This window comes from Cellulosimicrobium sp. CUA-896, assembly GCF_001942335.1.
Lineage (GTDB): Bacteria > Actinomycetota > Actinomycetes > Actinomycetales > Cellulomonadaceae > Cellulosimicrobium.
Genome location: NZ_MKKH01000034.1, coordinates 1 through 23289, shown reverse-complemented (window position 1 = coordinate 23289; position 23289 = coordinate 1). Strand labels below are relative to the sequence as shown.

The following is a 23289-nucleotide window of genomic DNA, read 5'->3' as shown; positions in this document are numbered from 1 at the left end:
CGACGACGAGGAGTCGCCGTGCGTCTCGGCATCCACACCGGCTACTGGTCCGCAGGTCCGCCCGAGGGCGTGCAGGACGCCGTGCTCGCGGCGGACCGTCTCGGCGTCGACTCGGTCTGGACGGCCGAGGCCTACGGGTCGGACGCGTTCACCCCGCTCGCGTGGTGGGGGTCCCGCACGTCCCGCGTCCGCCTCGGCACGGCCGTGGCGCAGATCTCGGCGCGCACGCCGACGGCCACCGCGATGGCGGCGCTGACGCTGGACCACCTGTCCGGGGGCCGCTTCGTGCTCGGGCTCGGGGTGTCGGGCCCGCAGGTCGTCGAGGGCTGGTACGGGCAGCCGTACGCCCGTCCGCTCGCCCGCACGCGGGAGTACGTCGAGGTCGTCCGGCAGGTGCTCGCGCGCGAGGCGCCGGTCACGAGCCCCGGCCCCCACTACCCCCTGCCCCTGCCCGACGGCGAGGGCACGGGCCTCGGCAAGGCGCTGCGCTCGACCGTCCACCCCCTGCGCGCCGACCTGCCGATCCACCTCGCCGCGGAGGGGCCGAGGAACATCGCCCTGGCGGCCGAGATCGCGGACGGCTGGCTCCCGCTGTTCTACTCCCCCCGCATGGACGGGACGTTCCGCGACCTCCTCGCCGACGGCTTCGCCCGCCGGTCGCCCGAGCGGTCGCCGGAGACCGCGTTCAAGGTCAGCGCGACGGTGCCCGTCGTCGTCGACGAGCACGTGGAGCGCGCCGCGGACCGTGTGCGCCCGTTCCTCGCGCTCTACGTCGGCGGGATGGGCGCGAAGGGCGCCAACTTCCACCGCGACGCGCTGGACCGGCTCGGGTACGCGGACGCGTGCGACGAGGTCCAGGCGCACTACCTCGCCGGGCGCAAGGACCTGGCCGCCGCCGCCGTGCCGACCGCGATGGTCGAGGACGTCGCGCTCGTCGGGCCGGCGGACAAGATCGCGCGCGACCTCGAGGCGTGGCGCTCCACGGCGGTGACGACGATCCTCGTCCAGGGAGACGCGACGGCCGTGCGCACCCTCGCGGCGCTCCTGCCCGTCGCGGACGCGACCGCGTCGGCCTGACCCGCGCGACCGCCTCCGGGCCGGACGGATGTGGTCAGGTGGACCGGCCGGCGGTCAGTCGGCCTCCGGGAACCAGACCGCCCGGCGCAGGTCCACGCGGCGCCCCTCCCGCGTCAGTGGGCAGCCCTCCGCGCGCAGCGCGGCGAGCGCGGCGTCGAGATGGTGCGCCGGCGGCGAGCCCGCGGCGTTGACGACGCGCCACCACGGCACGGGAGCGCCGTCGTCGTCGACCCCGGACGAGCCGGCGAGCACCGCGCCCACCTGCCGCGGGCCGCCGCGGTGCAACGACTCCGCGACCACCTCCGCCACGAGCCCGTACGTCATCGCCCGCGCGGCGGGGATGCGCCGCACGAGCGCGAGCACCGCGGCCGCGTACTCCGCGGCGCGCGCCGCCCGGTCGTCGACGTCGGTGGCTCCCACGCCGAGCACTCTACGGACGCGAGGCCAAAACCCTGGCGCGGGCGCCTCCGCCCCACGAGGATCGGCGCATGAGCCCCGACGCCGCGACGACGCCGCCGCACCCGACCACGCCGCCGCACCCGGCCACCGGGACGGACGGTGACCCGGCCCTCGGTGCCGCCACCGCCGACCCTCCGGCCGCCGCCCTCCCCGACGGGTACGCCTTCACCGGCCTCGGCCTCGACGACCTGCGCGAGGCGCTCGAGCTCGACACGTGGGCCTTCCCCTCCCCCGTGGACGTCGACGACCTCGCCGAGCTGCCCTCGCCGCTGACGTGGGAGCGCACGGTCGGGGTCGTCCGCGAGACCGAGGACGAGGACGCCGAACCGCTCGACGGCGCGCTCCCCGTGCGGCGCGAGCTCGTCGCCATGCACGCCTCCTACCCGTTCGCACGCTTCCCCGTCCCCGGCGCCACGGCGCCCGTCGCGGGCCTGACGTGGGTGGGCGTGCACCCCGCCCACCGACGTCGCGGCCTGCTCACCGCGATGGTCGACCGTCACCTCGCGCGCTGCCGCGAGCGCGGCGAGGCCGTCTCCGCGCTGTTCGCCGCCGAGGCGCCCATCTACGGGCGGTTCGGGTACGGCCGCGCGGCGGACGACCTGCGCGTCGCGGTCCCGCGCGGCGCCGCCCTGCGCGACGTCCCGGGCGCGGAGCGGCACACCGTCCGTGTCGAGCGCGCGTCGCGCGAGCGGCACGGCGCCCTCGTCGCCGCCCTGCACGAGCGCGCGGGCGCGACCCGACGGGCCGGGGCGCGGGGACGGTGCTCAACCGGCCCGGCTGGGCCGCGCGCGAGACCGACGCCCTGCAGGCCGCGTACTGGAGCGACCCGGCGGCGTTCCGCAAGGGGCGCGAGGCGATGCGCATCGTCGTCGTCGAGCTCGACGGCGAACCGCGCGGCTACGCCCGGTTCCGCCGCAGCCTCGCCTGGGAGCCCGAGGGGCCGCGCGGCACCGTGTCGGCCGGCGAGGTCGTGGCGCTCGACGCGGCCGCGGCGCGCGCGCTGTGGGGTGTGCTCACCGACCTCGACCTGTCGCACGAGGTCACCCCGTTCATGATTCCCACCGACGACCCGCTCACCCACCTGCTCGTCGACCCGCGACCGGCGTCGCCGCGGCTCGCCGACAACCTGTGGGTGCGGCTCGTCGACGTCCCCGCCGCCCTCGCGGCCCGGCGCTACGCGACGGACGTCGACGTCGTGCTCCACGTGCGCGACGCGCGGCTGCCCGGGAACGAGGGGGGCTGGCGCGTGCGTGCCGACGCGTTCGGCGAGGCACGGGCGAGCCGCACCGACGACCCCGCCGACCTGTCCCTCGACGTGCGCGACCTCGGCGCCGCCTACCTGGGCGGCGTCACGCTCGCGTCGCTCGGCGCGGCGGGGTTCGTCACCGAGCACGCGCCCGGGGCGCTCGCGTCCACGAGCGCCGCGTTCGCGTGGCCCGTCGCGCCGGTGTGCAGCTGGGTGTTCTGACACCGGGCTGCCGCCCGGCGGGCACCGCGGGCCGGGCGGGCACGGCGCGCACCGCCGTCAGGCCTGGCACACCCCGCAGCGGTAGAGGGTGCGGCCGGCCAGCTCCTGGCTGAGCACGGGCGCCCCGCACACGCGGCACGGCAGCCCGTCGCGGTGGTAGACGTAGAACGCCTCGTCGGCCGGGACGCGCCCGGCGCGCCGTCGGCGTTCTGCCGCACACGTGCCCGCCGCGCCCGGGGTCCGGCAGGACGTCGGGCTCCCGTTGCCCGTCCGCCCGACGGTCCGCAGGCCGCGTCGTGACGATCGCGCCCGTCCGGACCCCGTCGCGCAGGAGGACGACGAGGTCGTCCCACAGGTCGCGCAGGACCTCGGCCGGCACGTCGCGGCCCGGGCGCAGCGGGTCGAGACGGGCGCGGAACAGCGACTCGGCACGGTAGATGTTGCCGACGCCCGCGACGACGTCCTGGTTCATCAGCAGCAGGCCGACGGGGCGGCGGGACCGGCGGACGCGCTCGACGAACACCTCGCGCGGGTCCGGCCCGCCGGGGACCCGTCCGCGGATCGGGTCGGGCCCCAGCCGGGCCTCGACGGCCGCCTTCTCCGGACCCGTGACCACCTCGCACGCGGTCGGCCCCGTGAGGTCCGCGACGGCGTGCGCGCCGAGGAGCCGCACGCGCACGGCGCCCCGCGGCGCGGGCGGCTCCCACGCGTCGTCCGGCAGCGCCGGGGCCGGTCGCTCTCCCGGACCGGCGACCGGGACGGTCTCGCGCTCGCCGACGCGGCGGCGCGGCGCGCCGATCGCGTGCACGACGGCGGTGCTCCCGTCCCCCGCGAACGTCCAGGCGCCGTAGAGGCCGAGGTGCACGCGCAGCCAGCGCACCTCCGCGGGGCCGTCCGCGGACCCGGCGACCGGCTCGGTAGGAGGCTCGGCGGCGGGCTCGGCGGCGGGCGACCGGAACCCGACGAACAGCTGCTTGCCCCACGCCTCGCTCGCGACGACGACGTGGCCGTCGAGCAGCGCCGCCCCGGCCGCGAAGCGGCCCTGCGGGCTGCTCACCGCGAGCGCCTCGCCGGTGAAGAGCTCGCCGAGGGCGCGCGCGAGCCGGTGGACGGTGTGCCCCTCCGGCACGTCAGGCGGAGGCGCCGCGCGAGCGCTCGTAGGCGGCGAGCTGGTCGATGCGGCGCTGGTGGCGCGCGTCGCCGCTGAACGGCTCGGCGAGGAACGCGTCCACGAGCTCGACCGCCTCGTCGACCGAGTGCTGCCGCGCTCCCACGGCGACGACGTTCGCGTCGTTGTGCTGGCGACCGAGGCGTGCCGTCTCGAGGTTCCAGGCGAGCGCCGCGCGGACGCCGACGACCTTGTTGGCCGCGATCTGCTCGCCGTTGCCCGAGCCGCCGATGACGACGCCGAGCGAGCCGGGCTCCGCGACGACGGCCTCGCCCGCCGCGAAGCAGAAGGCCGGGTAGTCGTCCAGCGCGTCGTACTCGTGGGCGCCGTGGTCCACCACGTCGTGGCCGGCGGCCCGCAGGTGCTCGGCGAGGTGGGTCTTGAGCTCGTACCCGGCGTGGTCGGAGGCGATGTGAACGCGCATGCGCTCATCATGCCGCAGGCGGGCGGCCGGGGGTGGGGGCGAGGTCGTAGCCTGAGACGCATGACTCAGACCACCCCCGCGTCCACCACCGCGGACGCCCAGCGATCCGGCATCGACCTCACGGCGCTCGACCCGGCGACGCGCCCGCAGGACGACCTCTACCGCCACGTCAACGGCCGCTGGCTCGCGACGCACGAGATCCCGGCGGACCGCGCGATGGACGGCGCGTTCCGGGCGCTGCACGACCAGGCCGAGCTCGACGTGCGCGAGATCATCACGGACCTGGGGCAGGCGGTCGCGTCCGGTGCCGACGACGTCGGCGCGGACGCCGCGAAGGTCGGCGCGCTGTACGCGAGCTTCATGGGCACGGACCGCATCGCGGCCCTCGGCACGACGCCGCTGCAGCCCGACCTCGCGCTCGTGCAGGACGCGTCGTCCCAGGCGGAGCTGACCGGCGCCCTCGGCGCCCTCCAGCGCACCGGCGGCGCGGCCGCCGTCGGCTTCTGGGTCGACAACGACGCGAAGGACCCGGAGCGCTACGTCGCGTACCTGCACCAGGCCGGCCTCGGCCTGCCCGACGAGGCGTACTACCGGGAGGAGCAGTACGCCGCGGTGCGGGAGCGGTACACGCCGCACGTGGCGCGCATGCTGGGCCTCGCCGGCGTCACGCCCGAGGCGTGGGGCGTCACCCCCGAGGAGGGTGCCGCGCGCGTCGTCGCCCTGGAGACGAGGCTCGCCGCGGAGCACTGGGACGTGGTGCGCGACCGGGACGCCGACCTCACGTACAACCCGATGTCGCTCGCCGCCCTGGCCGACGCGGCACCGGGCTTCGACTGGCACGCGTGGGCGCTCGCGCTCGGCGCGCCCGCGGGGTCGCTGGACCACGTCGTCGTCCGGGAGCCCGGCTACGCCGCGGGCTTCGCCGCGCTCTGGCAGTCGGAGCCGCTCGAGGACTGGAAGCTGTGGATGGTCTACCACCTGGTGACCGCCCGCGCGCCGTACCTCACGGACGAGCTCGTCGAGGCGAACTTCGACTTCTACGGCCGCACCCTGTCGGGCGCGCAGGAGGTGCGCGAGCGCTGGAAGCGCGCCGTGTCCGTCGTCGAGGGCGCGCTCGGCGAGGCGGTCGGGCGCGAGTACGTCGCCCGCCACTTCCCCCCGGCGCACAAGGAGCGGATGGAGCAGCTCGTCGCCAACCTGGTCGCCGCGTACGACGAGTCGATCCGATCGCTCGACTGGATGACGGAGGAGACGAAGGAGCGGGCGCTCGCCAAGCTCGAGGCGTTCACCCCCAAGATCGGCTACCCGGTGCGGTGGCGCGACTACTCCGCGCTCGTCGTCGAGGCCGACGACCTCCTGGGCAACGTGCGCCGCGCGCACGCGTTCGAGCAGGACCGCGAGCTCGGCAAGATCGGCAGGCCGCTCGACCGCGACGAGTGGTTCATGACGCCGCAGACCGTCAACGCCTACTACAACCCGGGCATGAACGAGATCGTCTTCCCCGCAGCGATCCTCCAGCCCCCGTTCTTCGACCCCGGCGCGGACGACGCCGTGAACTACGGCGGCATCGGCGCCGTCATCGGCCACGAGATCGGCCACGGGTTCGACGACCAGGGCTCGAAGTACGACGGCGCGGGTCGCCTCGAGGACTGGTGGACGCCCACCGACCGGCAGGAGTTCGAGAAGCGCACCAAGGCGCTCGTCGCGCAGTACGAGGAGTACCGGCCCGCCCAGCTGGGCGACGACGGCCCGCACGTCAACGGCGCGCTGACCATCGGCGAGAACATCGGCGACCTCGGCGGGCTCTCGATCGCGCTGAAGGCGTACCGGATCGCCTCGGCCGCCCGCTGTCCGAGGCCCCGGTCGTGGACGGCCTGACGGGCATCGAGCGCGTCTTCCTCGGGTGGGCGCAGGTGTGGCAGGCGAAGGGCCGCGACGAGGAGGTCGTGCGCCGCATCGCGACCGACCCGCACGCACCGAACGAGTTCCGGTGCAACGGCGTCGTGCGCAACGTCGACGAGTTCTACGACGCGTACGGCGTCGAGCCCGGCGACGCGCTCTACCTCGCTCCTGAGGAGCGCGTGCGCATCTGGTGACGGCGAGGGGCGGTGCGGGCGGCCGACGGGGCCGGCTGCACCGCCCACACCGCCGGCCCGGTCGCGGGCCGGGACGCGCCCGGGAGCGCGTTAGATCGAGCGGATGCCGGCCTTCGCGACGGTGAAGCCCTGGCCCGTGGCGTCGTCGCGGCACGTCATGCCCGTGTTGGCGCTGTCGCACGTGAACCCGCCGACCGTCCGCGACTCGCCGTAGGGCAGCACCGGGACGTCGGCCGCCGCGGGTTGCGGCTGCTCCCCCGTCGGCACGCACGGCTGCCGCACGCCGTCGGCGTCGAGCACGACCTGGTAGCCCACGGCCCCGTCGCACCCGGCGACGGGCGCGGGCTGCGTGGCGAGCTCGGCGATCGAGCACGTCACGCCGAGGTCCGTCATCTCGCACGTGATGTTCCGCGTCTCGGACGCGAACGTCTCCGTCACGGTCGGCACGGGCTCCTCGGCCTCGGTGCCCGGCGTCGCGCCGGCCGACGGGGAGACGGCGCTCCCGGAGGCTCGGTCCCCTCGTCCCCGCCGAGCAGGGAGAATCCCACGAGGACCGCCCCGACGACGAGGATCACGTCGAGGACGATGAACGCGATCCAGCCCGGCCCGAGACGTCGTCCCGACGGTCGCCTGCTGCCGCCACCTCCGGCGGGGGCGGCGGGGGCGGCAGGCCCGGCGGGTGCAGCGGACGCGGCCGGTGCGGCGGCGGCCGACGCCGGGCCGCGACCCCGTCCCGCCCGGGGCCTGCGGGCCGACGGGCGGGTGGTAGGCCGGTCGTCCGGCGCCTGCGGCGGGGCGCGGCCGGCACCCGCGACCCGTAGGCGGGCGGGACCGGGTACGGCACGCCCGTGCTCGCCGGCTCGGTCGCGTACCGCACGCGCTGCGGCGGGGTCGGCGCGGGCACCGCGGGCTGAGCCGCGGTCGGCAGGCCGGTCCTCGGCGTCACCCGCTGCACGACGGTGGCCGGCTCGTCGGCCGGCGGGACGGCGGGGTGCACGACGGTGGGCGAGCCGTCGCCCGCCGGCTCCTCCGCCGGGGACCGGTGAGGCCCGGCGTCCCGTCGCGCGGGCGCGAACGTGGGCGGCGCGGCGGGCGGCCAGCTCGGCGCCACCGGGGGGCCTCGCCGTCGCGCCCGCCCGCGGGCACACCTGCGCCACCGGGGGGCGGCGGGGGCGGCACGGGTGCGTTCGGGGACATGCTCGGCTCCTCGGGGCTTCCTCGTGGGGGTCGCCCGGCCGTCGCCGGGCGGGCGCGGGCCGTCGACGACGCGGCCCGCAGGCGATGAAGCATCGCACGCCTCACCCGCACCGGTCGAACCTCGACGATCCCTGGGAGAGGCCTCCGCCCGGCGCGCGCCCGGCCCCGCGGCGCCCTCGCCTCAGTCGAAGACGGGGCCCTGCGTCCGGGAGCGCTTCAGCTCGAAGAACCCGGGCGTCGACGCGACCAGGACGCAGCCGTCCCACAGCCGGCCCGCGTCCTCGCCCTTCGGCGCGGGCGTGACGACCGGCCCGAAGAACGCCGTCCCGCCGAACGCGACGACCGGGGTGCCGACGTCCTCGCCCACGCGCGAGATGCCCTCGGCGTGCGACGCGCGCAGATGCTCGTCGTACGTGTCGTCGTCCGCGAACCGCAGGAGGTCGGCGGGCAGGCCCACCTCGGCGAGCGCCTCGGCGAGGACGGCCCGGTGGTCGTCGCGGCCGCCGGGGTGCAGCCGCGTGCCGATCGCGTCGTAGAGCGGCTTGACGACGTCGTCGCCGTGCTCGGCGCGCGCGGCGGTCACGACGCGCACCGGCCCCCACGCCCGGTCCATGAGCTCGCGGTACTCGGGCGGCAGGTCGCGGCCCTCGTTGAGCACGGCGAGGCTCATCACGTGCCACCGGACGGTGACGTCGCGGACCTTCTCCACCTCGCCCATCCAGCGGCTGGTCATCCACGCCCACGGGCACAGCGGGTCGAACCAGAAGTCGGCGACGCCGGCGGCGTCGGTCCCGGTCGTGGCGGCGGCGGCGGTCTCGGACGGGGCGGCGAGGGTCACGGGTCGGGTCTCCGTTCGTCGGGGCTGGTCGTGCGGCGGTCCCCTGGTCCGACGCCCGGGGACCCGTGGATTATTCCCGCCGGCGGCGCCGGGGCGCGTGGGATGATCGGCGTGGCCCACCAGGCTCCCACCGAGACCGAGGAGATGCAGTGCCCGGAGAGAACCTCACCCGCGCCGAGGCGATCGAGCGCGCGGGGACCGTCGACGTCCAGTCCTACGAGGTCGCGCTCGACCTGACGACCGGGGCGACCACGTTCGGCTCGACGACCGTGGTGCGGTTCACCGCGGCCGAGGGCGCGTCGACGTTCGTCGACCTGGTCGCCCCGACCGTGCACGAGGTCGTGCTCAACGGGCGCGCGCTCGACCCGTCGCAGGTGTTCGCCGACTCGCGCATCGCCCTCGAGGGCCTGGCCGCGCAGAACGAGCTGCGCGTGGTCGCCGACTGCGCGTACACGAACACGGGCGAGGGCTTGCACCGCTTCGTCGACCCGGTCGACGGCGAGGTGTACCTCTACACCCAGTTCGAGGTGCCCGACGCGCGGCGCGTGTTCACGGTCTTCGAGCAGCCCGACCTCAAGGCGACGTTCGCGTTCACGGTCACCGCACCGGCGGCGTGGCAGGTCGTGAGCAACCAGCCGACGCCCGAGCCGCAGGCGCTCGGCACCGTCACCGACCCGACGGGGACCGGTGCGGGCGACGTCGAAGTCGCCCGCTGGGTCTTCGAGCCCACGCCCCGCATGTCGTCCTACATCACCGCGCTCGTCGCCGGGCCCTACGTCGTCGAGCGCAGCGAGCTCACGTCCTCCGACGGCCGCACGATCCCGCTCGGGGTCTTCGCCCGCGCGTCGCTCGCCGAGCACCTCGACGCGGGGTACGTCTTCGACAAGACGCGCGAGGGCTTCGCGTTCTTCGAGTCCGCGTTCGAGCACCCGTACCCGTTCGACAAGTACGACCAGCTCTTCGTGCCCGAGTACAACATGGGCGCGATGGAGAACGCGGGCTGCGTGACGTTCACCGAGACGTACGTCTTCCGCTCCAAGGTCACCGACGCCGTCCGGGAGCGTCGCGTCGTGACGATCCTGCACGAGCTCGCGCACATGTGGTTCGGCGACCTCGTCACCATGAAGTGGTGGAACGACCTGTGGCTCAACGAGTCGTTCGCCGAGTACGCCTCGACGCTCGCGACCGCGGAGGCACCGAGTGGACGCAGGCGTGGACCACCTTCGCCGCGATGGAGAAGTCGTGGGCCTACCGCCAGGACCAGCTGCCCTCGACGCACCCGATCGTCGCGTCGATCAACGACCTCGAGGACGTCTTCGTCAACTTCGACGGCATCACCTACGCCAAGGGCGCGTCGGTGCTCAAGCAGCTCGTCGCGTGGGTCGGCCAGGAGCAGTTCCTCGCCGGCGTCGCGGCGTACTTCCGCAAGCACGCGTGGGGCAACACCGAGCTGCGCGACCTCCTCGTCGAGCTCGAGGCCACGAGCGGCCGGGACCTCACCGACTGGTCGGCGAAGTGGCTCGAGACGGCAGGCGTCAACACGCTGCGTCCCGAGATCGAGCTCGACGCGCACGGCCGCGTGGTGTCGTTCGCGGTCCTGCAGTCGGCACCCGCCGAGCACCCGACCCTGCGCCCGCACCGCCTCGGCGTCGGCTTCTACGACCTGCGCGACGGCGCCCTCGTGCGCACCCACCGCGTCGAGGTCGACGTCGACGGCGAGCGCACCGAGGTGCCCGGGCTGCTGGGGCTGGACCGCCCGCAGCTCGTGCTGCTCAACGACGACGACCTCGCGTACGCCAAGATCCGCCTCGACCCGACGTCCCTGGAGGTCGCGACCGCGCACCTCGCGGACATCACCGACCCGCTCGCCCGGTCGCTCGTGTGGGGCGCGGCCTGGGACGCCACGCGCGACGGCGAGACCCCGGCGAGCGACTACGTCCGCCTCGTGCTCGGCAACGTCGCACGCGAGACCGAGTCGACCACGATCCGCACGACGCTCAACCAGCTCGCGCTCGCCGCGAAGACCTACGTGGCCCCCGAGCGCCGCGAGGACACCCTCGTCGAGGTGGGCGACACGCTGTGGCGGCTCGCGCGCGAGGCGGAGGCCGGCTCGGACCTGCAGTTCCAGCTCGTGAAGTTCTTCGCCCACCTCGCCTCGACGCCCGCGCACGGCGACGCCCTGCGCTCGCTCGTCGACGGCTCGGCGGGGCTCGACGGGCTGGAGATCGACACGGACCTGCGCTGGGAGATCCTCGAGGGCCTCGTGCTCCTCGACCTCGCGGACGACGCGGAGATCGAGGAGACGCTCGCGGCCGACTCGACGGCGACGGGCCAGCAGTCCGCGGCGCGCGCCCGGGCCACGGTCCCCACGACCGACGCCAAGCGCGCCGCGTTCGACCGCCTCGTCGGCTCCGACGACGCGCCGAACGCGATCGTGCGCGCCACCACGCAGGGCTTCCAGCACGTCAACGACCCGGCGACGCTCGCCCCGGTGGTCGGCGCCTACTTCGACGCGCTGCTGCCGCTGTGGGACCAGCGGTCGTACCACATCGCCGAGGCGCTCGTCACGGGCCTGTACCCGGCGCCCCTCGCGAGCGGCGCGCTGCGCGACGCGACGCGGGACTGGCTCGACGCGAACGCGGACGCGGCGCCGGCGCTGCGACGCCTCGTCGTCGAGAACCTCGCCGGCGTCGAGCGCGCGCTGACCGCGCAGGCGGCCGACGAGCGCGCCTGACGCCCGCCGCCCGGGGTCGAGGGTTCTCGCCGAGGTAGGGGGTTCTCGCCGAGGTAGAGGGAGATCTCCCTCGACCTCGGGGAGAACCCTCTACCTCGGCGTCCCGGCGCGTCCGGAACCCAGGCTCGGACGCCGGGTCAGAGCGGTTCGTTCATCGCCGCCGCGAGCGAGCGCAGGCGCGCGCTGTCGAACAGGTCCTCGAGCAGCACCACGTTCCCGGACGCGTCGCCCAGCGGCACCTTCCAGTTCGGGTACTCGGTGTCCGTGCCGGGCTGGTTCTGCGAGCGCCGCTCCCCCACCGCGTCGGCGAGCGAGACGCCGAGGAGCGCGGCCGGCGTCCGGCGGATCACGCGGTGCAGGGCCTCGACGAGCTCGCGCTCGGACGGGTCGTCGCCGACGAGGCCGCGCCCGGCGAGGAAGGCGACCATCGCGTCGCGCTCGGCGCGGGCCTTGCGGCGCACCTCGGCGACCGGCTCGCCGAGCACCCCGAGGCGGTCGCGCAGCTCGACGTGCTCGCCGGCGAGGTAGCCCGCGGTGGGCGGCAGGTCGTGCGTCGTGACGGTCGCGAGCGTGAGCGGCCGGTAGTCCTCGGGCGGCAGCGGGTCCCCGTCCTCGGTCCGTTCGAACCACAGCACGGACGTGCCGAGGACGCCGCGCTCCGCGAGGTAGTCCCGCACCCACGGCTCGAAGGTCCCGAGGTCCTCCCCGATGACGACGGCGCCCGCGCGGTGCGCCTCGAGGCACAGGATGCCGACGAGGGCCTCGTGGTCGTAGCGCACGTACGCCCCCGCGTCGGCCCGCGCCCCGCCCGGGATCCACCACAGGCGGAACAGCCCGATGATGTGGTCGATCCGGATCGCGCCCGCGTGGCGCAGGACCGTGCGGAGCATGTCGCGGTAGGGCGCGTAGCCAGCGCGCGCCAGCTCCTTCGGGTGCCACGGCGGCTGGGACCAGTTCTGCCCCTGCTGGTTGTACATGTCCGGGGGCGCCCCGACGGACACCCCGGTGGCGAGCACCGTCCGGTTCGCCCAGACGTCGGCGCCCTCGGGGTGCACGCCGACGGCCAGGTCGTGCATGATCCCGACGGCCATGCCGGCCTCGCACGCGGTGCGCTGGGCGACGCGCAGCTGCTCGTCGGCGACCCACTGGAGCCAGCAGTAGAAGTCGACGCGGTCCGACAGCTCCTCGCGCAGCGCGGCGACCACCGGGCTCGTCGGGTCGAGCGCGCCGGGCGGCCAGTCCCGATCGCCGTAGTGGTCGACGAGGGCGCACCACGTCGCGAAGTCCTCGAGGCCCTGGCCCTGCTCGGCGCGGAACGCGTCCAGCGACGCCTGGCGCGCCGTCGAGCGCGGCGCGGTGAAGACGACCTCCAGCGCGGCCTTCTTGGCCTCCCACGCGGCGTCGCGGTCGATCGGGCCGGGATCGGCGCTCTGCGCGCGCACGGGGTCGAACGCCCACTCGACGAGGGACCGGTCGGCCGCGGACAGGTACGCGGTCTCGCGGACGTCCTCGACCCGGACGTAGAGCGGGTTGACGAACCGCCGGCTCGTGGGCAGGTACGGCGACGGCGTCATCGGCGTGCGCGGCTCGGCCGCGTGCAAGGGGTTGACGAGCACGAAGTCCGCGCCCGTCTCGTGCGCGGCCAGCCACGCGAGGTCCGCGAGGTCCGCGAGGTCGCCCACGCCCCACGACGCGCGCGAGCGCACGGAGTACAGCTGCGCCATGAACCCCCACGTCGTGCGCTCGGCGACGGCCTCGGGCAGCTCGAGCCGCTGCGGCGTCACGACGAGCGTCGCGCGGGCCTGGGTGCCGTCGCCGGCGGCGTGCAGGTCGTGCCACCCGAGCGGCAGGTCGGCCGGGATCTCGAAGGTCGCGCGGCCCACCAGCCGGCCGTCCACGGTCCGGGGCTCGACGGGCTGGTCGAGCTGTCGCAGAGGGCGCGTCGGTCGTGCCGCACGACGGGCGTGACGGCCGGCGCGACCGGACGGCTCCGCCTCGAGCTCGACCCAGACCTCCACCTCCGTGCCGTGGTTCACGTGGACGGGCACGGGCACGGCGTCGCCCTGGCGGACGACGAGGGTCGGCGGCAGCACCTGGCGCCACGCGTCGTCGCGCACGTGCTCCAGGCTCACGTCGACGCGCTCCGGGGACGACGCCGGGACCCCGAGGGCCTCGAGGACGGCGACGAGGGTCGACGCCCGCACCTCGCGCCGCGTGCCGTCGAAGCCCCAGAAGTCGGGCACCACCCCGTGGGCGTCCGCGAGCCGGACCAAGGGTTCGGGCAGGTCGGACTTCGCGGGATCGCTCACGCACCGCATCCTGCCAGAACGTCCACATCCGGGCCCGTCCGCACGCACGGCGCGCCCGAGCACGACGGGTAGCCTGCCGGGATGCTCTCCTCGCTTCCCGGTGCCACGGACACCGGTCCGGAACCGTTCGACCCGAGCGACCCCGACGCGTGGCTGGAGTGGTTCGTGGGCGTGCCCCTGCGGGTCATCCTCGTCGTCGTGGTCGGCGCCGTCGCGCTCGCGGTCGTGCGCCGCCTGATCCGCAAGGTGACCGAGCACATCGCCGAGGGCACGCCGACGCTGCGCACCACGCGCCTGCGCGGCCTCGGGCGGTCCGAGGTCGGCGGCGCGCTCCTGCGGGCGAACCCCCTCGCCAACGCGCGGCGGGCGGCGCGCGCCCGGACCATCGGCTCGGTGCTGCGCTCGGCCGCGAACATCCTCATCGGCAGCACCGTCGTGCTCATGGTGCTCGCCGAGCTGGGGCTCAACATCGGCCCGTTCCTCGCCTCGGCGGGCATCGCCGGCGTCGCGCTGGGCTTCGGCGCGCAGAGCCTCGTGAAGGACTTCCTGTCGGGCACGTTCATGCTGCTCGAGGACCAGTACGGCGTCGGCGACGTCGTCGACTTCGGCGAGGTCGTCGGCACCGTCGAGGAGGTCGCGCTGCGCGTGACGAAGGTGCGCTCCATCGACGGCACGCTCTGGTACGTGCGCAACGGCGAGATCCTGCGCACGGGCAACCTCACGCAGGAGTGGAGCCGCGCGGCGGTCGAGGTCCGCGTCGCGTACCACGCGGACGTCGAGCAGGTGCGCTCCGTGCTGCTCCAGGCGGCCGAGCAGGTGCGCGCGGACCCCGTCCTCGGCCAGCACGTCGTCGAGGCGCCCGAGGTCCTCGGCATCGAGGAGCTGACCGCCGAGGCGCTCCAGCTCAAGGTCCAGGTCAAGACGCAGGCCGCGATGCAGTGGGAGGTGGGCCGCGCGCTGCGCGCGGCCGTGCGCGAGGCGCTGTCCGACGCGCGGATCCCGCTCGCCGGCGCCCAGCAGGTGGTCGTGCTCGACCAGTCCCCGGCCGCGGGGACGGGTCGTCCCGACGAGGACGGCGACGGGACCGACCGCGCGTCGACGTCCGCGGCGCGCGGGGCCGCCGCCGGCGCGGCGGTCGCTCAGGACCAGGCCAGCAAGGGCTCCCCAGCCTGAACCACGTCCCCGGGGCGCACGAGGACCTCGACCGCCCCGGGGTCGGCCTGCAGCGCGACGACGGGGCACACGGTCGCGAGGCCGGCCGCGGCGACGTCGCGCGGCGACCAGGTGACGACCGCGTCACCCGCCCGCACGTCCGCGCCGGCGCCGACGTGCACGGCGAAACCCTCGCCGGCGAGCCGGACGGTGTCGATGCCGAGGTGCACGAGCACCGTCCGGCCCGACGCGCACTCCAGCGCGAACGCGTGCGGGAAGGCCGTGGCCACGCGGCCGTCGGCCGGCGCGATCACGTGCGACGGCTCACCCGTGGCCGGCTCGCCCGGACCGTGCTCACCCGGACCGTGCTCGGCGGTGGCCGGCTCGATCGCGACGCCCGGCCCGACCATCGCCTGGGCGAACACCGCGTCCGGCACGTCCTCGAGCGCGACCACGGTGCCTGCGAGCGGGGCGCGGACGACGAACCGGCCCGCCGGGTCCTCGCTCAGCGCAGGCCGTCGAGCTCGGCCGCGAGGTTGTCGGCCTCGGGGCCGACGATCACCTGCACGACGCGCCCGGACCGCACGACGCCGAAGGCGCCGGTCGCCTTGAGCTGCGCCTCGTCGACGAGCTCGGGGTCGGTGACCTCCACGCGCAGGCGCGTGATGCAGGGCTCCAGGTCCACGACGTTGGCCTGCCCCCCGAGCGCGGAGAGGATCTGCTGGGCCTTGGTGTCTGCGGGGGTGCTCATCGAACTGGTCTCCTGAGGCGAGTGCGGGAGGCCCCGGGCGGATCGGCCCGGGGTGTCGGGGTGCCGTTCACCCGAGGAACAGCCTAGTCTCCTGGCACGGTTGTCACCGGATCGACGCCGGGGCGACACGGGACCGCAACGAACGCGTGCTCCACGGGACGCGTCGGCGGCGACCGACCGCCCCGCCGGGCTCCGGTGCGGCGCACGCGTGCGGCACCGCCGCACCCGACGCGGACAGGAGCTGAGGGACGTGGGAACCCAGGACGAGTCCCGGCACGTGATCACGGGCATCGGGGTGTGCCCGGGCACGGTCGCGGGACCGGTCGTGATCATGCCGGAGCCGATCGCCGAGCCGCCGGCGGGTCGGCGCCTGCCGCCGCGCGCCGACCACGAGGCCGAGGCGCGTCGCGTCGACGACGCGGCGCGCGACGTCGCGGCCGACCTCGAGCGCGCCGCGTCCGCGGCGGACGGCGACGCGCGCGACGTGCTCGACGCCACCGCCGCGATGGCGGCCGACCCGACGCTCGCCGCCGACGCGCGCCGTCGCGTCCTCGACGAGCACCTCGTGCCCGAGCGCGCGGTGTGGGAGGCCGCCGACGACGTCGCGCGGCAGTTCACCGAGCTCGGCGGCCACTTCGCGGAGCGCGCCCGCGACGTCGTCGACGTGCGCGACCGCCTCGTGGCGGCGCTCACCGGTCGCCCCGCCCCGGGCGTCCCGGAGCACGCCGACCCGTTCGTGCTCGTCGCTCCCGACCTCGCGCCGTCCGCGACCGCGGCGCTCGACCCCGCGCGCGTCCTCGCGATCGTCACCGACGGCGCCGGCCCGACGTCGCACACCGCGATCGTGGCGAACGCCATGGGCATCCCGGCGGTCGTCGCCGCGACGGGCGCGAGCGCCGCCCTGTCCCCCGAGGACCTCGTCCTCGTCGACGGCTCGGCGGGGACCGTCGTCGTGCACCCCTCGCCCGCGCAGGTCGAGGCCGCGCGCGCGCGGGAGGCAGGCGCGGACCTTCGACGGCACCGGACGCACCCGGGACGGCCACCGGGTCGAGCTGCTCGCGAACGTCGGCGACCCGGCGGGTGCCGCGCCCGCCGCGGCCGCGGGTGCCGAGGGCGTGGGCCTGTTCCGGTCGGAGTTCTGCTTCCTGGACCGCCAGGACCCGCCGAGCGTCGAGGAGCAGGTGCGCGCCTACCGGACCGTGCTGCGGGCGTTCCCGGGCCGCAAGGTCGTCGTGCGCACCCTCGACTCGGGCGCGGACAAGCCGCTGCACTTCCTCACCGCGCCCGAGGAGGAGAACCCCGCCCTCGGGGTCCGCGGTCTGCGCACCGCCGGGCGCTGGCCCCAGCTCCTGGAGGACCAGCTCGACGCGATCGCGCAGGCCGCCGCCGCGGAGCAGGCGCACGTCTGGGTCATGGCGCCGATGGTCTCGACCGTCGGGGAGACGCAGTGGTTCGTCGAGCGCTGCCACGCGCACGGGCTCGACGTCGCCGGCGTCATGGTGGAGGTGCCGAGCGCCGCGCTGCTCGCGGACCCGATCCTGGCCAGGGCCGCGTTCGCCTCGATCGGCACGAACGACCTCACGCAGTACACGATGGCGGCCGACCGCCTCCTGGGCTCCCTCGCGGAGCTGTCCGACCCCTGGCAGCCGGCGGTGCTCCGGCTCGTGGCCGCCACGTGCGACGGAGGCGCGCAGCAGGGCCGACCGGTCGGCGTGTGCGGCGAGGCGGCGTCCCACCCGGCGCTCGCGTGGTGCTCGTCGGGCTCGGGGTGACGTCGCTGTCCATGACGTCCCGCGCGATCGCCGACGTCGCCGCGCTCCTGCGCGAGGTCGACCTCGACGAGTGCCGGCGCCTGGCCCGCCTCGCGCTCGACGCCGAGAGCGCCGCCGACGCACGCGCCGTCGTGCGGGAGAACCTGCCGCAGCTCGCCGGGCTCGGGCTGTGACGCTCGTCGCCGGCCGGCCTCGCGGCAGGGGTCGGCAGGCCCACGGTGCGAGGATGGGGGCGTGACGACCGAGCCCACCCCGCGCCCGACGCTCCCCGTCGCCGGCATGACGAACGGTGCCTCCCCGGCGACGCCCGCCACCGCCTCCCCGACGCGACCCAGCCGATCGTTCTACGACGAGGTCGGCGGCCACGAGACGTTCGTGCGGCTCGTCGACGCGTTCTACGAGGGGGTCGCGTCCGACCCGGTGCTGCGCCCCATGTACCCCGAGGAGGACCTCGCCCCGGCCCGCTGGCGGCTCACGGCGTTCCTCGAGCAGTACTGGGGCGGCCCGACGACGTACAGCGAGCAGCGCGGCCACCCGCGCCTGCGCATGCGTCACGGCGGGTTCAAGGTCAACCCCGACGCGCGCGACCGCTGGCTCGCCCACATGCGCACCGCCGTCGGCACGCTCGGCCTGGCCCCGATCCACGAGGCGACGCTGTGGGACTATCTGGAGCGCGCCGCGCACTCGCTCCTCAACACCTTCGAGGACTGACCGTCGAGGACCGCGGCCCGCCGGCCAGCACGACCGCGTCACCCGCCACCGCCCCGCCACCGCCCCGCCCGAGTCGAGCGAAGGACCCCGCACCCGTGACCTCCGAGCAGCCCGCGCCCTCCCCCGGCCCGACGTCCGACGCCGCCCCCGCCACCCAGGTCCCCAACCCGCTCGGGCACCTGCTCGAGGTGCTGCAGCTCGAGCGGATCGGCGACGGGGACGGGTCCGCGGCCGACCCGGAGCACTTCCGCGCGGTGAGCGTGCACCAGCCGACGGGGCGCGTCTACGGCGGCCAGGTGCTGGCGCAGGCGCTGCTCGCCGCCGGGCGGACCGTCCCGGACGGTCGCCTGCCGCACTCCCTGCACGGGTACTTCCTGCGCCCCGGCGGGCTCGACGTGCCGATCGACCTCGCGGTCGAGAGCCTGCGCGACGGCCGGTCGTTCAGCGCCCGGCGCACGCACGCCATCCAGCACGGCAAGCCGATCCTGTCCATGATCGCGTCCTTCCAGGAGGAGCAGGGCGGCGTCGAGCACTCCTCGGCGATGCCCGACGCGCCGGACCCCGAGACCGTGCCGTCCGCGCTCGACGTCCTCGGCGGGATCGACCACCCCATCGCCCGCTTCTGGTCCCACCACTCGGCGTTCGAGCTGCGCCACGTCGGCGGCTCGCTCTACCTCGGCCCCGACCACCGCCCCACGGACCACCAGATGGTGTGGATGCGGGCACGCGGCGACGTCGGCGACGACCAGCTCCTGCACCGTGCGCTCATGGCGTACGCGTGCGACCAGGTGATGCTCGAGCCCGTCCTGCGCCAGGCCGGCGCGAGCTGGGTCACGCCCGACATCTCGATCGCGAGCCTCGACCACGCGATGTGGTGGCACCGCGACGCGCGCGTCGACGAGTGGCTCCTGTACGTCCAGAGCGCGTCGAGCGCCCAGGGCGGTCGCGGCCTCGGCGCCGCCCGGGTGTTCGCCCAGGACGGGACGCTCGTCGCGTCGATCGCGCAGGAGGGCATGGTCCGCCTCCCGGCGATGTAGCGGCCGCGGGCTCCCGGGCTGCGGCGTCGCCCCGGGCACCTCAGACTGACCGGGTGCGACTGCGCCGCGTGTCCGTCACCTCACCCGGGTACTCCCGACGCCCCAAGGGCGACGGGTGGGTCTTCCTGGACGTCGAGGGTCTGCCGCTGACCGACGAGGACGAGCTCGCGCGCTGCACGCACCTGGCGATCCCGCCCGCCTGGCAGGACGTGTGGATCTGCCGGTACCCGAACGGGCACATCCAGGCCTTCGGCCGCGACGCCGCGGGCCGCGGCCAGTACCTGTACCACGAGCAGTGGCAGGTGCGCCGCGCGCGGCGCAAGCACGACCACGTGCTGGAGGTGGGACGGCGGCTGCCCGCCGCGCGGCGTCGGGTCGCGGAGGACCTGGCGCTGCCCGGCATGCCGCGCGAGAAGGTGCTCGCGCTCGCGTTCCGCCTGCTCGACCTGGCGTACTTCCGCGCGGGCGGCGAGATCTACGCGAAGCGCAACAACAGCTACGGGCTCGCCACGATCCGCAAGGAGCACGCGCGGGTGCGGCGCGACGGCAGCGTGCACTTCCACTACCCGGCGAAGTCGGGCCAGGTGCGCGACACCGTCGTCGACGACCCCGTGGTCGCGGAGCTCGTCACGACGCTCAAGCGCCGTCGCGGCGGCGTCGAGCTGCTCGCCTGGCGCGAGGCCGCGGCCGGCGGTCGCGCCGGTGCCACCGTCTGGCGGGACGTGACGAGCGCGGACGTGCAGGCCGACATCAAGGACCGGCTCGGGCCCGACGCGACCCCCAAGGACTTCCGCACGTGGCACGCCACCGTGCTCGCGGCGCGCGCGCTCGCGGACGCCGGCGCGCCGCCGCGCGCGGAACGGGCCCGCAAGCGCGTGGTGACGGGCATCGTCAAGGACGTCGCCGAGGAGCTGGGCAACACCCCCGCCGTGGCGCGCTCGTCGTACATCGACCCCCGCCTGTTCGACCTGTGGGAGCGCGGCGAGACCATCGGCGGGACGACCTCGCAGACGCGGGCCGAACGAGAGGTGCTGGAGATGCTCGGATGAAGATCGCGGTCACGGGAGTCACGGGCTACGTCGGGGGCCGGCTCGTGCCGGAGCTGCTCGGTGCGGGGCACGACGTGCGCGCGCTGGCGCGCAACCCGGCGCGCCTCGCGGGGCGCGAGTGGGTCGACCGGGTCGAGGTCGTCGAGGCCGACGCGAGCGACCTCGACGACATCCGCGCCGCGCTCGAGGGGTGCGACGTCGCGTACTACCTCATCCACTCCCTCGGCACGGGCCCGACGTTCGAGGCGCGCGACCGCCGCACCGCGCTGACGTTCGCGCGCGCGGCCCGGGAGGCCGGCGTGCGGCGCGTCGTCTACCTCGGCGGCATGTACCCCGACGTGCCGGAGGGGGAGCTCTCGCCGCACCTCGCGTCGCGCAAGGAGGTCGGCGACATCCTGCTCGCGTCGGGCGTGCCGACGGCGGTGCTGCAGGCGGCGGTCATCCTGGGCTCGGGGTCCGCGAGCTTCGAGATGATGCGCTACCTCACCGAGCGGCTCCCGGCGATGACGACGCCGCGGTGGGTGGACAACCGCATCCAGCCCATCGCCGTGCGCGACGTGCTGCGCTACCTCGTGGGGGCGGCGACCCTGCCCGACGACGTGTCGCGCGCCTTCGACATCGGCGGGCCGGACGTGCTCACCTACCGCGACATGATGCAGCGGTACGCGCGCGTCGCCGGCCTGCCACGACGCCGCATCGTCAGCGTGCCGGTGCTCACGCCGAAGCTGTCGTCGCACTGGGTGGGGCTCGTCACCCCCGTGCCCAGCGGCATCGCGCGGCCCCTCGTCGAGTCGCTCCAGCACGAGGTCGTGTGCCAGGAGGACGACATCACGCAGTTCGTGCCGGACCCTCCGGAGGGCCTCGTCGGGTTCGACCGCGCGGTCGAGCTCGCGCTCCAGCGCGTCCACGACGGCGAGGTGACCACGCGGTGGTCGTCGGCGTCGGTCCCCGGCGCGCCGTCGGACCCGTTGCCGACCGACCCCGACTGGGCGGGCGGCTCGCTGTACGTCGACGAGCGGCGCACGGTCGTCGACGCGCCGCGCGACGTGCTGTGGCGCGTGATCGAGGAGATCGGCGGTCAGGGCGGCTGGTACTCGTGGTCGCTCGCGTGGCGCGCGCGGGGGCTGCTCGACCGCCTGGTCGGCGGCCCGGGGCTGCGGCGGGGACGCCGCGACGAGCACCGCCTGCGGGTCGACGACGAGCTGGACTTCTGGCGCGTCGAGGACATCGAGCCGGGCAGCCGGCTCCTCCTGCGCGCCGAGATGCGGCTGCCCGGCCTGGCGTGGCTCGAGCTGCGCGTCGACGAGTCCGCGGCCGAGCTGCCCGACGCGACGGACTCGTCGGCCCCGGGCCCCACGCCCGACGAGGCGAGCGGCCCGGACCGCACCTACTTCGCCCAGCGCGCCCTGTTCTACCCGCACGGGCTGGCCGGCCAGCTCTACTGGTGGTGGGTCAAGCCGTTCCACGGCGTCGTGTTCGGCGGGATGCAGCGCAACGTCGCCGAGGCGGCCGTGGCGGCGGCCCGCGAGAACCGCGAGGGCGCGGCCGGGACCACCTGACCTCCGCGGGCCTGACCCCCGCGAGGGCGTGAGGTGTCAGCCGCGACGGCGGAACGTCAGCGGCTCCTCGACGAACGGCTCCCACGCGGCGCGCTCGACGTCGCTAATGCGGCGCGGGCGCCCCGTGGCGGCGTCGACGACGACGATCGTCGTCGCGGCCTTCGCGTACGGCGCCCCGCCCGACGTCGGGCCGGTCCGCGCGAACCCGCCGGGCGCGCCGTCGTGCACCTCGTAGCAGACCTCGAGGCTCGCCCCGCCGAGCCGGCCCACCCACAGCTCCACCCGCACGGGCGTGCGCGTGAACGACAGCGGGCGCAGGTACTCGATCTCCTGGCGCGCGACGAGGGTGTGGCTCGTCGCGTGCGGCCCCGTCTCGAGCACCGCCGTCGGCCACGCCGACTCCCCCGCCTCCGGGTGGGTCCAGAACGCGGTGATGCGCGCGTCCTCGAGCAGGCGGAACATCTCGACGTTGTTGACGTGCGCGTAGGCGTCGAGGTCCGACCACCGCAGGGCGACGGGGACGTGCAGGCGGGTCATGGAGGTCCTTCCTCACGGGCGGGGGTGCGCGCCCATTCTGCCCCCGGGGACCGCCCGGTCAGGGCGACGCCGCGACGAGCGCACCGGCCCGGCACCGCGCGAGCGCCGCCAGCTCCTCCCCGACCGGCAGGCGCACGAGACGGTCCGCGACCTGACCGACCGCCGTGCGCAGGCGCCGTCGTGCCCGCGCGGCGCGGCGCCGCGCCCCGACCGCGGCGACGGCGCGGGACAGCAGCGCCAGCAGCACGCCCGCGAGGACCGCGCCGAGGGCGAGGAGCGTCGGCCACGCCGGCTCCGGACCCTGCGGTCCCCCGAGCGTGAGCACGGGCGTCGGGGGCTCGGGCAGGCGCAGGTACGCGAGGACCCAGAGCACGGCGAGCCACAGCAGCCCGGCGGCGAGCGCCGCGAGCAGCAGCCACTGGAGCGCGCCGACGACGCGCCACCACACCGGGCGCCGCGACGCCTCGAGCTCGGTGCCCGCGACGGCCTGGTCGAGCGCGTCGGCGAGGTCGGCCGCCCCCTCCGCGGCGCGGCGCCGGGCGGTGAGCGCCCAGGCGTCCGGGACGCCGCGCGTCGCCGCGTCGACGTAGTCGCGCACCGCGGTCTGCGCGCTCGCGCGCAGCGCCGCCGGGACGGCCGGCAGCGACGTCCGCGCGAGCTCCGCGAGGCGGCTCGCCCCGGCTCCGGCCGGTCCGCCCCCGGGGGCGGGACGCCGGTCCGCCTCGCAGGCCGATCCTGCGCAGCGGGTCCGCGCGGAACCGCCCCAGCCACCGCGTGACCGGCCACCCCGTGGCCGCGCGCGCGTCCCGGAGCGCCGAGCCGCGCACCGCCGCCACGACGGTCGGCACGCCCGCCGCGTGCTCGCGCGTGCTCGAGCGCGTCGAGCAGCCCGTCGCGCGCGTCCTGCGCGGCCCGTGCGCGCGGCGGTCGCCGCACGCTGCGGCGAGGCGC

Annotated in this window: 17 protein-coding genes and 5 pseudogenes; 12 read left to right on the top strand and 10 right to left on the bottom strand. The window is 76.0% G+C overall.

The window, feature by feature from the left end:
* Positions 1 to 18: 18 nt before the first annotated feature.
* Positions 19 to 1077, top strand: a complete 1059-nt coding sequence (locus BJF88_RS12010) for an LLM class F420-dependent oxidoreductase (RefSeq protein ID WP_075828974.1) — start codon at positions 19 to 21, stop codon at positions 1075 to 1077.
* A 54-nt stretch (positions 1078 to 1131) separates the two neighbouring features.
* Here BJF88_RS12010 and BJF88_RS12005 read toward each other — a convergent pair whose 3' ends face one another.
* Positions 1132 to 1497: an MGMT family protein gene (locus BJF88_RS12005; RefSeq protein ID WP_075828980.1), complete on the bottom strand. Its 366-nt coding sequence runs from the start codon at positions 1495 to 1497 to the stop codon at positions 1132 to 1134.
* A 68-nt stretch (positions 1498 to 1565) separates the two neighbouring features.
* On the opposite strand from BJF88_RS12005, the pseudogene BJF88_RS22195 reads away from it, so the two are divergent.
* The 3 genes and pseudogenes from BJF88_RS22195 to BJF88_RS19125 all read left to right on the top strand — a co-directional run.
* A pseudogene (locus BJF88_RS22195) lies at positions 1566 to 2063 on the top strand (GNAT family N-acetyltransferase); the annotation flags it as partial.
* Positions 1973 to 2581, top strand: a pseudogene (locus BJF88_RS23650) (hypothetical protein); the annotation flags it as partial. The pseudogenes BJF88_RS22195 and BJF88_RS23650, both read left to right, overlap by 91 nt.
* A 6-nt stretch (positions 2582 to 2587) precedes the next feature.
* A complete protein-coding gene (locus tag BJF88_RS19125; RefSeq protein WP_158068932.1) occupies positions 2588 to 3004 on the top strand; it encodes a sterol carrier protein domain-containing protein in 417 nt (138 codons plus the stop codon).
* Here BJF88_RS19125 and BJF88_RS11995 read toward each other — a convergent pair.
* Positions 2919 to 4133 (bottom strand): DNA glycosylase, encoded by a 1215-nt coding sequence (locus tag BJF88_RS11995; protein WP_255371987.1) that lies wholly within the window; start codon positions 4131 to 4133, stop codon positions 2919 to 2921. The genes BJF88_RS19125 and BJF88_RS11995 overlap by 86 nt on opposite strands.
* Before the next feature lies 1 nt (position 4134).
* Complete coding sequence (locus BJF88_RS11990) at positions 4135 to 4596, bottom strand: ribose-5-phosphate isomerase (protein WP_075828973.1); 462 nt, start codon at positions 4594 to 4596, stop codon at positions 4135 to 4137.
* Between the two features lie 60 nt (positions 4597 to 4656).
* Between BJF88_RS11990 and BJF88_RS11985 the strand changes: the two are divergent.
* Positions 4657 to 6692: pseudogene (locus tag BJF88_RS11985) on the top strand (M13 family metallopeptidase).
* Positions 6693 to 6782: 90 nt separating this feature from the next.
* On the opposite strand, the gene BJF88_RS11980 reads toward BJF88_RS11985, so the two are convergent.
* On the bottom strand, positions 6783 to 7139 hold the full coding sequence (locus BJF88_RS11980; RefSeq protein ID WP_075828972.1) for a hypothetical protein: 357 nt from the start codon (positions 7137 to 7139) through the stop codon (positions 6783 to 6785).
* Positions 7140 to 8070: 931 nt separating this feature from the next.
* Positions 8071 to 8727, bottom strand: coding sequence for a DsbA family protein (locus BJF88_RS11970; protein WP_075828970.1), 657 nt, complete (start codon positions 8725 to 8727; stop codon positions 8071 to 8073).
* Positions 8728 to 8876: 149 nt separating this feature from the next.
* Between BJF88_RS11970 and pepN the strand changes: the two are divergent.
* Positions 8877 to 11461: pseudogene (gene pepN / locus BJF88_RS11965) on the top strand (aminopeptidase N).
* 137 nt (positions 11462 to 11598) lie between these two features.
* Here the strand turns inward: pepN and malQ are convergent.
* On the bottom strand, positions 11599 to 13779 hold the full coding sequence (gene malQ, locus BJF88_RS11960; protein ID WP_075828969.1) for a 4-alpha-glucanotransferase: 2181 nt from the start codon (positions 13777 to 13779) through the stop codon (positions 11599 to 11601).
* 72 nt (positions 13780 to 13851) lie between these two features.
* On the opposite strand from malQ, the gene BJF88_RS11955 reads away from it, so the two are divergent.
* Positions 13852 to 14943, top strand: coding sequence for a mechanosensitive ion channel family protein (locus BJF88_RS11955; protein ID WP_075828968.1), 1092 nt, complete (start codon positions 13852 to 13854; stop codon positions 14941 to 14943).
* Here BJF88_RS11955 and BJF88_RS11950 read toward each other — a convergent pair.
* Together BJF88_RS11950 and BJF88_RS18430 are read right to left on the bottom strand one after the other, a co-directional pair.
* Entirely contained in the window at positions 14910 to 15377 is a 468-nt protein-coding gene (locus BJF88_RS11950; protein ID WP_255371985.1) for a PTS glucose transporter subunit IIA, read from the bottom strand. The genes BJF88_RS11955 and BJF88_RS11950 overlap by 34 nt on opposite strands.
* Before the next feature lie 50 nt (positions 15378 to 15427).
* Complete coding sequence (locus tag BJF88_RS18430; protein WP_255371984.1) at positions 15428 to 15964, bottom strand: glucose PTS transporter subunit EIIB; 537 nt, start codon at positions 15962 to 15964, stop codon at positions 15428 to 15430.
* 40 nt (positions 15965 to 16004) lie between these two features.
* Between BJF88_RS18430 and ptsP the strand changes: the two are divergent.
* The 5 genes and pseudogenes from ptsP to BJF88_RS11920 all read left to right on the top strand — a co-directional run bounded on the left by ptsP (position 16005) and on the right by BJF88_RS11920 (position 21801).
* Positions 16005 to 17618, top strand: a pseudogene (gene ptsP / locus BJF88_RS11940) (phosphoenolpyruvate--protein phosphotransferase).
* A gap of 106 nt (positions 17619 to 17724) precedes the next feature.
* Positions 17725 to 18156, top strand: coding sequence for a globin (locus BJF88_RS11935; protein ID WP_075828979.1), 432 nt, complete (start codon positions 17725 to 17727; stop codon positions 18154 to 18156).
* Positions 18157 to 18251: 95 nt separating this feature from the next.
* Positions 18252 to 19193 carry an acyl-CoA thioesterase II gene (locus BJF88_RS11930; RefSeq protein ID WP_083649092.1) on the top strand — a complete coding sequence of 314 codons (942 nt, stop codon included), beginning with the start codon at positions 18252 to 18254 and terminating at the stop codon, positions 19191 to 19193.
* Between the two features lie 53 nt (positions 19194 to 19246).
* Positions 19247 to 20242: a DNA topoisomerase IB gene (locus BJF88_RS11925; protein WP_075828966.1), complete on the top strand. Its 996-nt coding sequence runs from the start codon at positions 19247 to 19249 to the stop codon at positions 20240 to 20242.
* Positions 20239 to 21801 carry an SDR family oxidoreductase gene (locus BJF88_RS11920; protein WP_075828965.1) on the top strand — a complete coding sequence of 521 codons (1563 nt, stop codon included), beginning with the start codon at positions 20239 to 20241 and terminating at the stop codon, positions 21799 to 21801. The genes BJF88_RS11925 and BJF88_RS11920 overlap by 4 nt, the downstream gene beginning before the upstream one ends.
* A 36-nt stretch (positions 21802 to 21837) precedes the next feature.
* Here BJF88_RS11920 and BJF88_RS11915 read toward each other — a convergent pair whose 3' ends face one another.
* Together BJF88_RS11915 and BJF88_RS11910 are read right to left on the bottom strand one after the other, a co-directional pair.
* Positions 21838 to 22338 carry a thioesterase family protein gene (locus BJF88_RS11915; protein WP_075828964.1) on the bottom strand — a complete coding sequence of 167 codons (501 nt, stop codon included), beginning with the start codon at positions 22336 to 22338 and terminating at the stop codon, positions 21838 to 21840.
* Positions 22339 to 22396: 58 nt separating this feature from the next.
* Entirely contained in the window at positions 22397 to 22936 is a 540-nt protein-coding gene (locus BJF88_RS11910) for a hypothetical protein (RefSeq protein WP_075828963.1), read from the bottom strand.
* Positions 22937 to 23289: the final 353 nt, after the last annotated feature.